Raw genomic sequence first — 10961 nt, forward strand, 5'->3', positions numbered from 1 at the left:
CCCGTATTACGGCTGGCGCCTAATACGGGCTACAAATTGGCACCATGCCACATTCAGGAGATCCTTCGCGCAAAAAGACGCGCTCAGGACGACGTAGAGCGGCTAATAATGCCTTAAGGTGCCGGAGATGCTAGCTCCGAGTTTGGCTCACCACCTGGCGGCTGCCAGTTCACATCGGCCAACGCACCTCTCTTAAATTGGTTTCCACGACGATTGCTCCAATCGCCTCTGAACAGTGCTGTTCTGACACTGTCTACCTTTTGTAATTCCGGTTTCAGTTTTACAGGAACAGCACTTGGTTTCGGTGTTGCAAAAAAGCTATGTCTTTTTAACGCTTCTGGATAACCGTTCTCTTTTTCTGCATCTTCATTGACAACAATCGTTCCCGATTCAAGCGGTCCAGTATCTGCTAAAGACGCAACCGGGCTATCCTTTACTACAACACTTGCTGCGTCCAGATCTCCTGCATTTTCAAGCAATGAAGCAGGTTCTTCCTGATCTTTTATAACAATAGTACTTATTACAATAGTACCTGAATCCAGTTTGACACTATCAGCCAAAGTAGGGCCAGTGTCTTCACTGCCTGATTCCGCAGGGCTTGTATCAGATGATGTTTTACTTTCTGATTCTTCTTCGAGAATTTGAACCACATGATCATATATGAAATCTTTAAAATGAAGGCTTTCCGCTTCACCAAGATAATTCAGTTCGTCAGCAGGAAGGAATTCAAGTTGTGGGAAGTGGGTTTGAAATTCGCTGCCTTTTAAATCGCGATCAATTTTGACCTTGGTATAATCTGTTACCGGATCAACGTCATAATAGCCGAACGTCACCCAATACAAGAGTTTTCTGTACCAGGGAGCCTCATTCCAATTAGCAACAGGTAAGGCTTGTTCAATTTCTTTTGAGCAGTCATGAAAATACTCTTTTGAACATTGCAGGAAACATTTTTTAGCCAGTTTTTCCGCCACTCGGGTTAAACGGGTTTCTTTAGGATCACTGTCTGAAATCTTTTTAAAGATTATATTCGATCGGGCCAGAAGCTCATCATTACTGAAGTCATTTTCAAGCAGTGCTTTTATTTCATCCAGATCTTCCTGTAAACCCAAAGTAGAAGAGGGTAATACTCGTTCTACTTGTCGGTAGAAAGCTTCAGGTTCTCTTATATGATAAACCAACAGTTCCTGAAACTGGGCAATAGTCATCCGTTTTTCAGGTTCACTACGCGTTAATTCCTGAACCAATAAAGATAAATTGATAATTTGTCTTGGTGGTGATGTAAAATAAGATGCGGCACTGCGATCAGGATTTCTGAAATCATCAGGCAGTTCGTTCATTTGAGTCAAGACCAGGAACTCTTTTAGGGCAATACCTAATTGGAAGGCCATAAATTGTTCCATGTTAATGGTGGTTTTATAGGCATTCGAATTAAATGTCATTTGGGGAGAGATACATTTTAAATACTCTTCCGGCGCATAAAGCGGGCTGCTGCGTATGTCTTTGGCTTTGGGTGTTCCATTTTCAACAATTGTTTTTCTATCACTGACCCGTATTAAATTGTCATTAACCAGGAAGTTAGTCAGTTTTATATCAGGATGATAGGCTTTGGCTACTATAAGCTTGAGGCAGAAATCAGCGAGTTGGGTAAAATAAAAATTCGTCTGACTAGCAATATGCACGGGCTTTTTGTTTTGCAGTCTTCTGGCCACGTCCGCCAGATTCCCTTTATTAGCAAATTGGCTTAGTACTACAGGTTTGTATTCTACCGGCGATTCTTCACCTTTAAATTGCATCATGAATACAGCAAAGTCTTCAATAAAATATTTGGCGACAGGATAAGAATGAAGCTTCTGTTCCAGCCCCAGTTCTGGTCTGTCTTCCACTCGGAATACAAAGGGCTTTTCCCACCCTCCCATCTCGAATTTAAAATTGAAATTATTTACCTGATTACCAAGTTCCTCTGTTTTGTAGGCAACATGAATTTTAACCTGATCTTCGGCTTTGAGGGGTTCGGTTTGTTCCTTGCCTTTAATAGCCTCCAGTTTGACATGGACATTTTTTAAAATCAGAGAATGCTCTTCAACTAACTGCTTAATCCTGTTATCGGTGTGAACCAGTGCATCAAGTTTCAAATTGACGGCAATGTATTGATCACGGCAGGTCGCGAAAGCGCCTTCTTTTAAAAGAACATCTCTTTCTTGCAGTAAGGGATATTCTCTGTCATTAGCCGGAATTCCTTCAATGTCATAAGCGGGCTTGTCTTTAATTGTTGCAGCAATGGCTTGAGCAAACTGGATGCCTTTAAGAAAGAATGAAGCATTGGGATTGATATTATAAGTCTCTAAATGCTGTTGCCAGCTGCCTTCGCCACTTTCATTTATCCATGCATATAAATCTTCATTTAAAGCGGTATTGGCAAGCACGTAGTTGATCTTTTGCAGATAAAAGAGGCGCTGGACAGGATCGTCTTCTGGTGTTGTATTGTATTGATTAACAAGAGCCAGCAGATCTTTAAAACGTTGTGGTGGTAATTGCAATACCATTTTTTACTCCAGAAAAACTAATTAAATCAATTGATTAATAGGTAGCACTGATTTGTACAGCTAAAGTTCAAAAGGTTAATTCTATTACAAGATCCTTAACTGAACCTTAGCGAGGGATTAACCTGAATTTAGAATTTGTGTTATCTAATTAAATTTGATCAAAAATAACACAAAATGAATTGGCTTTCAAGTTACATTGTGGTCGTTATGTTTATTTTTAGATCATTTGTCTATTGATGAATGTCATTGTGCGGAGAGAATGATTAGACCAATGTGAACTTCGGATAAACATCGTCCCCCTGATCCACGTCGTCCTGAGCGCGTCTTTTTGCGCGAAGGATCTCCTGAAGGCAGGAATGGTGCCAGGCTCGTAGCCTGTATTAGCGAAGCGTAATACAGGATCGACGTGGCAGTTTCCCGTATTACGCTTCGCTAATACGGGCTACGGTTCTACCATTCCTCAAGGTCAGAGAATTCGTCCCGAACTCTAGCCTCAAAGGGGTGTTTTATGGTTTAATATCCCTTATTTTTCCTGATTATATTGAGGGTATACTATGACTTTTGTAGTTACAGAAAGCTGTATCAAATGTAAATTTACAGATTGCGTTGAAGTATGTCCCGTAGATTGCTTTTATGAAGGCCCCAATTTTCTGGTTATTCACCCCGATGAATGCATAGACTGTGCCCTTTGTGAACCAGAGTGCCCGGTTAATGCCATTGTTTCTGAAGATGATTTAACTCCTGATCAGCAGCAGTTTAAAGAGCTCAATGCGGAACTGTCCCAGAAATGGCCCAATATTACTGCCCTGAAAGAAGCCCCCGCAGATGCCAAGGACTGGGAAGATGTTAAAGACAAATTACAATACCTGCAAAAAGAGTGGACGAAATAACCTCGCTCGCTGAATCCTGTCGGCGAATTCTTAGTGACAAGGGGCGACTGTCTACCGCAATCCCCGGATTTATAGCCCGAGCACCCCAGTCTGATTTGGCTGTAGCCATTGCAGAGGCCATAGCCAACAAATCCACATTGGTTGCTGAAGCAGGTACGGGTACGGGAAAAACCTTTGCCTATCTGCTGCCCTGTTTATTAAGCGGTAAGAAAGCGCTTATATCCACTGCGACTAAAACCTTGCAAGATCAATTATTCCAAAAAGATTTACCCACGCTGGTCCGCGCTTTAGGCTTGTCTGCACGCATTCAGAATTTAAAAGGGCGTGCCAATTACATTTGCCAGCATCGGGTGGCTTTGCATGCGGAAGAGGGGCAGTTTCAAAGCCCGCAATGCGCTCATGAAGTCTTGCATGTCAGGGATAAATTGTCGCAAATGAAAGATGGTGAACGCTCTGAATTACCCGAAATCAGTGAAGATTCTCCGGTTTGGAGTTATGTGACGTCAACAACAGAGAATTGCCTGGGGGCGGAATGTCCTGAATATGAAACCTGTTTTCTCGTTAAAGCGCGCAAGCGGGCGTTGGATGCTGATATCGTGGTGATCAACCATCACCTGTTCTTTGCTGATTCACGTTTGAAACAGGATGGATTTGGTGAACTTTTGCCCGGTGTGGACGTGGTCATTTTTGATGAGGCACACCAGCTTGCAGAAATAGCCACCAATTTTAATGGCGAGCGCATAGGAACACGCCAGTTTACTGACTTATTGAATGACGTCATTAATGAGTGGCCAGTTCTGGATTTAGCCAATCAACCCCTGAAAGCCTTGAGCCACAAGGCAGACCAGTTGATGGATGAATTAGTCAGCTCATTGCCTGTCCGCGAAGAGCGTATGGGATGGGAGGATATCAGGCGTAATAAAGCATTCATACAAGCCTGGGATAACTGGCTGACCTTAAAAGATGAATTAATGGCCTGCCTGAGTGATGAGACCGTTGCTGAAGTACCTGGTTTATCGCGTTGCAAGGAACGCCTGGAAGACCTGGATAAAATCCTCTTGTCTTTTAATCAGGCCACAAAAGATAAGATTCGCTGGCTCGAACGCTTTAAACATACTCTGGTCTTTCACGCCACACCTTATGACGTTGCTGAACCCTTTAGCCAGTTGCTCAAGAGCCAGTCTTGTACTTATGTGTTTACTTCGGCAACTCTGACCATGGCTTCTTCCTTTGACTGTTTTTGTAAGCCTTTAGGATTAGAAAAGGCACAGACCCTGTTATTGCCAAGCCCCTTTGATTATCAGCAACAGGCATTACTTTATTTACCGCGCGGCATACCAGATCCCAAAGACTCCGCTTATTATACGGCTCTTTTACAAAGGGCTTTACCCGTTATTGAAGCCTGTGGCGGGCGTTGTTTTTTCCTCTTCACCAGTCATAAAGCCTTAAAACTTGTTGCACAAATGCTGAGCAATACTTTAAACTACCCGCTTTTGGTGCAGGGGGATGAAGCAAAGCCTATATTGCTGGAGCGATTCAGGCAATTAGGGAATGCTGTTTTATTAGGCACGGCAACCTTTTGGGAAGGGGTGGATGTAAAAGGGGAGGCGCTTTCCTGTGTTATCATCGATAAATTACCCTTTGCCAGTCCTGTTGATCCGGTGACGCGCGGCAGAATGGCTTATTTAAAAGACAGAGGGCTTTCCGGGTTTGATGAATTGTCTTTACCCAACGCAGTTATTGCTTTGAAGCAGGGAGTAGGGCGCCTGATTCGTGATGTCACGGATAAAGGAGTGTTGATGATTGCTGACCCGCGCTTGAGTGGACGAGAATATGGCCGGCATATACTGGCGAGTTTGCCGCAAATACCAAGGACTCGTGACGCGTCTAAAGTATTAAATTTTATTGAAGAGTTGGCTCTGGATTATGAAACTGTTAGCGATTGATACCTCAACCGAACGAGCAAGCGTTGCCTTGCTGGCGGGTGATGAACTGTCCTGTGAAGTGCTGGACAGCCAAAGAACTCATGCCCAATTATTATTGCCTATGATAGACCGGCAAATGGTTCATGCCGGCATTAAACTGAACCAGTTAGATGGTATTATTTTTGGTTGCGGGCCGGGCAGTTTTACTGGTTTGCGTATTGCCTGCAGCATGGCCAAAGGAATAGCCTTTGCCCATGATCTGGATTTAATTCCGGTAAGCAGCCTGGCTGCTATTGCCTGGTCTGTTCGTGAACAGAAAGAATGTGCCCATTCTTCTGTCTTGACCGTTCTGGACGCCCGCATGCAGGAAATGTACTGGAGTTATTTTCCCGCAGGTCAGTCAGAAGCTGTGGCTGCTGTTAATCCAGTGCAGGATATATCTTTGCCCGTGGACGAATCGGTTGTTCTTGCCGGCGTGGGGATTGATTTGTATTGGGATGGATTTTCAGAGAAGATAAAGTCACAAATCAGTACCAGGCTGGAGCAGTTTCCCAATGCCGGGGCAATGATTCGTTTAGTGCAAAACACCCATATAAAACCGGTTCCAGTAGCAGAAGCACAACCTGTATATGTGCGAAATCAGGTAACCCAAGGAGATGCGCGTGGATAGAAAATTATTGGATTTATTAGTTTGCCCTTTATGTAAGGGAAAGTTATTACTGAAAAAGAAGGAATTGATTTGCCGTTTTGACCGCTTGGCCTTCCCTGTTCGTGATGATATTCCTGTCATGCTGGAACATGAGGCACGCATTATTACTTTAGAAGAAAAAGAAAAATTATGAACACCAATTTTCATGTAGTGATTCCTGCACGTTATCAATCCACCCGTTTTCCGGGAAAATTGTTACAGGATTTGAATGGCCTGACTGTCCTTGAGCGTGTATATAGACAAGCGCTTCTGGCACAGCCGCAGACTGTGGTTATTGCAACTGATCATGAAGAAATTGCGCATCATGCCCGCTCCTTTGGCGCGGAGGTGGTCATGACCTTGCCTTCGCATCAATCAGGAACGGATCGCATTGCGGAAGTGGTCGCCAAAGGCAATTACGCGGCCGATGATGTTATAGTCAATGTTCAGGGGGATGAGCCCTTTATTGATCCACAGTTAATCCGTCAGGTGGCTAAAGGCCTGGCTATGAGTCATGCGCCTATGTCCACCCTATGCTGGCCTATTGCGAATCTGGAGATGTTGCATAATCCTAATGTGGTTAAGGTAGTACGAACCCGCGACAATCATGCCTTATATTTTTCACGAAGCGCCATCCCGGCGAACAGGGATGATAGCCAATCTTATGGCAATACCTTTCGTCATATAGGTTTGTACGCGTACAGAGCCGCCTTTTTACTTGATTTTGTCACCTGGCCAGTGTGTGAACTGGAACAATCCGAAGCGTTGGAGCAATTACGTGTTTTATGGTCAGGGCATGCGATTAAAGTAGATGTGGCTTGCGTTGAACCATTGCAAGACATTAACACCAAAGAAGATTTGCTCACAGCAAAGCAGCTTTTAGCGACGTCTGTTCTTTGAGTGGAGCATCTCAGCCTGAGTGGGCCTGGGTGTAGCCCGTATTAGGCGCCAGCCGTAATACGGGATCGAAGTGGCAAAGAGCTTCCCCGTATTACGGCTGGCGCCTAATACGGGCTACAGCCCTGAAGTTAACCCAAAGTTTATGTAGTAGCGTAGCCCGGTTGCTTGCAACCGGGATCGGTGAGGGCAAATATTGTGTAAAGTAGACTTTTATTTTACAATCGACTCCACTTATCGACCAACGCAAGATACATTAATGAGAACAATACGTGTTATCAACAATATTCTGACAGTACATTTTGAAAATGAATTGTCCTTCTTTTTAAGTTACGCCCCTCCGGTATTAACCCTCAGGAGGAATACCAACAACGAGGTTACTTTAGAGTTAGGGCCACTGGCTTCCGGATACTTTCAATTTGCTCCATTTCTTTCTGATATAGAAAAAGTCAGATTTTTACTCGGTCATATGAACAACGTACCTATAGGAACAAAAACGGACATGCATAAGGTGCTTGATACCTTTGCTTTAGGAGAAATCCAGGCCAATGTTGTCTTCATTTTTAATGATTCTGGTATCTTCGAAACTCCCGTGGGTGGAGATGAAAACAGCTACAGTTCAATCCTTCATAAATCGTAGCCCGGTTGCTTGCATTTAAGATGTTTGTGTAGCCCGGTCTGCTTGCAGCCGGGAATTGTGCCACTTCGATCCCGGCTGCAAGTAGACCGGGCTACGGCATTGTGCTACATCCAAAACTCTTCCCTCTCTCCCTCACAGATCCACGTCGTCCTGAGCGCGTCTTTTTGCGCGAAGGATCTCCATTCCACTGGCACTATGCCACTTTCAGGAGATCCTTCGCGCAAAAAGACGCGCTCAGGACGACGTGAATTGGGTAATAGCAAAGATGTGATTAAGAGACAGCTGCAAGCAGGCCGGATACCAATCGAAGTGAGGGGTAGCCCGGTTTGCTCGCAACCGGGATCGGTGCATGGAAATGCTTTCCTGGCTGAAAGCAGACCGGGCTACAGTCATTTTACTGCCTCGCCATCCGCATAAAAACAGCTTCCAGATGATCATCCAGCCTGGTCGTCAGCTCATCCTTGGCTGGGGCAAAAAACAGGGAATGGCAGGATGGGGGATTGTATTGTTGTAACGGTTGCAGAATCGTGTCCCTGACCCAACCAACAAACTGATTATTCCTTTTTTCCATAGCCACCAATAACTCATCACCCTCTGCTGCAATTTTGAATAAATGATGAGCATAGGCCTCATCACTGCATAGTTCGGTATTTCTATTAATGTATTCTTCATTTAAAAATCCCAGCTTTGTATGTAAATGGAACAATAACATCAGACGGTTATCTACCAGATTCAACAAAGCAGCCGATTCCTTACTCATAATGGTTCGTCTTATCACCGCATAAGGGTGTTGTTTTAAATCAGACAGTTTTTGAGACCAGTTTTTATTTTGTGATATCGCAAAATCTATATTCGCGTTAAAGATTTTAATAAACGCCGCCTCAAGAATTTTCATACTCTGGACGCAGGTCAAATAGGGCTTACTCGCCAGCCGCTTCTCAATAAATTCTGCATTGCAGAGCAAATCAGTCCTTTTGGACACAATCAATTGCGTGATTTCACTGTGCTGCTGCATTGCGATAATCCAGCTGTGGAGATATTCTTCTTTAGTCTGACTCAGAAAAGAGAACTCATCAATCAAGTCGGATATTTGCTTATCAGCCAAACGACCAAATTCTTCAAGTAAAGGCTTGAAAGGATTGAGCTTATTCAATTCAGCATTTTGCCAGGTCATTTTATAGCTGTGCAAAAGAATAGAAGTATATTTCAGCTCCGTACCCTGTTTGATTAAATCAGCAGGCATGTCCGGGGCAAGAAAAGCACGTATCACAGTTGCCCAATACACTTTCAAATCATTTTTAAAATCCCGCACCAATTTTTCAAGTTGACTGATGCGATATTTGGTTCTGGTTTCTAATGAACTTAAATCACATTGATTGGCAAAATCATTGATCCAGGGAAGCAACTGCTCAATCTGCGCTATTTCTTCCTCATGCAGGCTGGGCGTTTGATTTTGCAGCGCGAGCCTGGTCTGGGTAATCGCTGTTTGCAACTGATGGCTTAAATCAAAACGGCAGTCCCTGTAATGCTCTTGCAATATTTCGATATGCTGTTGCACTTCTTCAGATTGCGTCACCATTTGTTGTTGCATGTCCTTTAATTGCTGTAAGAAGTTCTGTTGTTTTGATGTAAGGTGATCCAGACGTTGCAAGGGGGTATGAAGCGATTCACATTGCTCAACCTCCTTTTTAAACTCAGTCATCAGCACAGACAGTTGATTACGATTTAGTTCTATCTGATGCAACAGGGTACGGGCATTTTTAACTCTTGAATTAGTTCGGTGCGTGTAACCTGTAAAAAGAGACAGCTCTCTATTCAGTGCTACATAAATGTCATTCAGAGCTCGTTCCAGCATTTCATAGCGCTGGTTAATTTCCCTGTCCTGTGCTTTTTGGCTGGATGCCAGAGTGCTGATTTCTATAAGTTGATGAATGGGGTAGGCTTCAATTTTCGCGATCAGATTATAAAGTTCTGCCAGTTGTCTTGCGGCCTTTATAGCATTAAAGTGTGCCGGCTGTGCGGCAATTAAATCCTTTATCAAGGGTTCTATTTCTGTAGGCTTGATAGATTGCTCTCTGGCCCCAGTAAATATTCGCTCTGGTATTGAGAGTAAACTCAAGTGTTGACGCAGATGAAGATCCAGCTTTTTTACTGAATCAGGATTCAGACACATCTCTGGTTTATAAAGGTCGCCGATTAATTCTTTGCTAAAAGCCCCCATTTGATTTTTACACAATTGAGTATGGGCGCAGTTGTTATCACTTAAATCAATAGAGCAAAACGAAAGTAAAAAACACTCTAGCGAGTTTTTGAATTGTTCTTGTGCTGTGGTGAGATGCTGAGGTGTCAGGGATTGAGGTGCTATAAGATTAAGCCTTTCTTTTATTTTCGGATACAGAAAGACAAGTTTACTCTCCAATTCTGTTAAGGTGTTTAAAGTATGAACCAACAATTTTTCCAAGTCCGTATGATAACCCGACTGGTCATGCCATATACGCATTTTCTTTTGTGCGGTGCTAATGAGTCTGTCACGTTCCTCTATAGCCTGATGATAATCGGGGATGGCTGATTTAAGGATAAAATCCTGACGAAGGGCATTGGGTATTACGACAGGAAGAAATGAAGGCATGGTTTGAATGCATTGCTCCAATTTCAGGTATAAAGAATCAATCCGTTGCACAGCACTTTCTTCCTGTTTGCGTTCTTCTTCTGTTGGTTCTTCAACAATGATAACTGGTCTGCGAACCGTTCTGCTTCGCATGGTTTTACTTAGGTCTTTACATTCCATGTTTTTTTGTATTGTTAATAAACTGATTAAATCTTCCGTTGATTTACTCATTGAAACACCTGTCAAAACTGATGTAAAACTTACTTTCTTTGTATCATTAATAGTTTAAAAAATCACAAAAATTTACAATTTAAATGTCAATAGCGTTAAATTAGACCGTTGTTTGTTCATTGTGCCAATTAAAAAGGGCTTCCTCAAGACAACAAATCTTAAGCTTGCTCTCACATTCATTAACTCACCTTAACTAAAGGAAACGATGCCCGACAAAAATTCCGCTCCTTAACAGTCGCGGCTCGGTTTTCGGTGCACGATAAAGTAGATACAAACGCACGGAAACCGAGCCGCGACCGTCAGGAAGCGGAACAGTTATACCGTCACGTACTTTATTTCCTGCACCAATACATAGCTCGAACTATACCAGGCCAGTGCCCCGACAAAAATTCCGCTCCTTAACAGTCGCGGCTCAGATTTCTGGTGCACGATAAAGTAGATACAAACGCACGGAAACCGAGCCGCGACCGTCAGGAAGCGGAACAGTTATACTGTCACGTACTTTATTTCCTGCACCAATACATAGCTCGAACTATACC

Annotated in this window: 8 protein-coding genes; 6 read left to right on the forward strand and 2 right to left on the reverse strand. The window is 43.4% G+C overall.

Annotated elements, in window-relative coordinates; translation table 11 throughout:
- Window positions 1–113: 113 nt before the first annotated feature.
- Window positions 114–2543 (reverse strand): LegK7 family Dot/Icm T4SS effector kinase, encoded by a 2430-nt coding sequence (gene legK7 / locus B094_RS0100325; protein WP_018575796.1) that lies wholly within the window; start codon window positions 2541–2543, stop codon window positions 114–116.
- A gap of 554 nt (window positions 2544–3097) precedes the next feature.
- Here legK7 and fdxA point away from each other — a divergent pair.
- From fdxA to B094_RS0100355, 6 genes are all read left to right on the forward strand, one after another.
- Window positions 3098–3433 (forward strand): ferredoxin FdxA, encoded by a 336-nt coding sequence (gene fdxA, locus B094_RS0100330; protein WP_018575797.1) that lies wholly within the window; start codon window positions 3098–3100, stop codon window positions 3431–3433.
- On the forward strand, window positions 3421–5379 hold the full coding sequence (gene yoaA, locus B094_RS0100335) for a DNA repair helicase YoaA (RefSeq protein ID WP_026253799.1): 1959 nt from the start codon (window positions 3421–3423) through the stop codon (window positions 5377–5379). Before fdxA ends, yoaA begins: the two co-directional genes overlap by 13 nt.
- Window positions 5360–6028 (forward strand): tRNA (adenosine(37)-N6)-threonylcarbamoyltransferase complex dimerization subunit type 1 TsaB, encoded by a 669-nt coding sequence (tsaB, locus tag B094_RS0100340; RefSeq protein WP_018575799.1) that lies wholly within the window; start codon window positions 5360–5362, stop codon window positions 6026–6028. Before yoaA ends, tsaB begins: the two co-directional genes overlap by 20 nt.
- The gene (locus B094_RS0100345) at window positions 6021–6200 is read left to right on the forward strand and encodes a Trm112 family protein (RefSeq protein ID WP_018575800.1); all 180 of its coding nucleotides are present in this window, start codon (window positions 6021–6023) and stop codon (window positions 6198–6200) included. Before tsaB ends, B094_RS0100345 begins: the two co-directional genes overlap by 8 nt.
- Window positions 6197–6946, forward strand: a complete 750-nt coding sequence (kdsB, locus tag B094_RS0100350; RefSeq protein WP_018575801.1) for a 3-deoxy-manno-octulosonate cytidylyltransferase — start codon at window positions 6197–6199, stop codon at window positions 6944–6946. The genes B094_RS0100345 and kdsB overlap by 4 nt, the downstream gene beginning before the upstream one ends.
- Window positions 6947–7202: 256 nt before the next feature.
- Window positions 7203–7583 carry a hypothetical protein gene (locus B094_RS0100355; protein WP_018575802.1) on the forward strand — a complete coding sequence of 127 codons (381 nt, stop codon included), beginning with the start codon at window positions 7203–7205 and terminating at the stop codon, window positions 7581–7583.
- A gap of 394 nt (window positions 7584–7977) precedes the next feature.
- On the opposite strand, the gene B094_RS0100360 is transcribed toward B094_RS0100355, so the two are convergent.
- A complete protein-coding gene (locus B094_RS0100360; protein WP_018575803.1) occupies window positions 7978–10422 on the reverse strand; it encodes a synaptonemal complex protein 1 in 2445 nt (814 codons plus the stop codon).
- Window positions 10423–10961: the final 539 nt, after the last annotated feature.

This window comes from Legionella shakespearei DSM 23087, assembly GCF_000373765.1.
GTDB classification, from domain to species: Bacteria; Pseudomonadota; Gammaproteobacteria; order Legionellales; family Legionellaceae; genus Legionella; species Legionella shakespearei.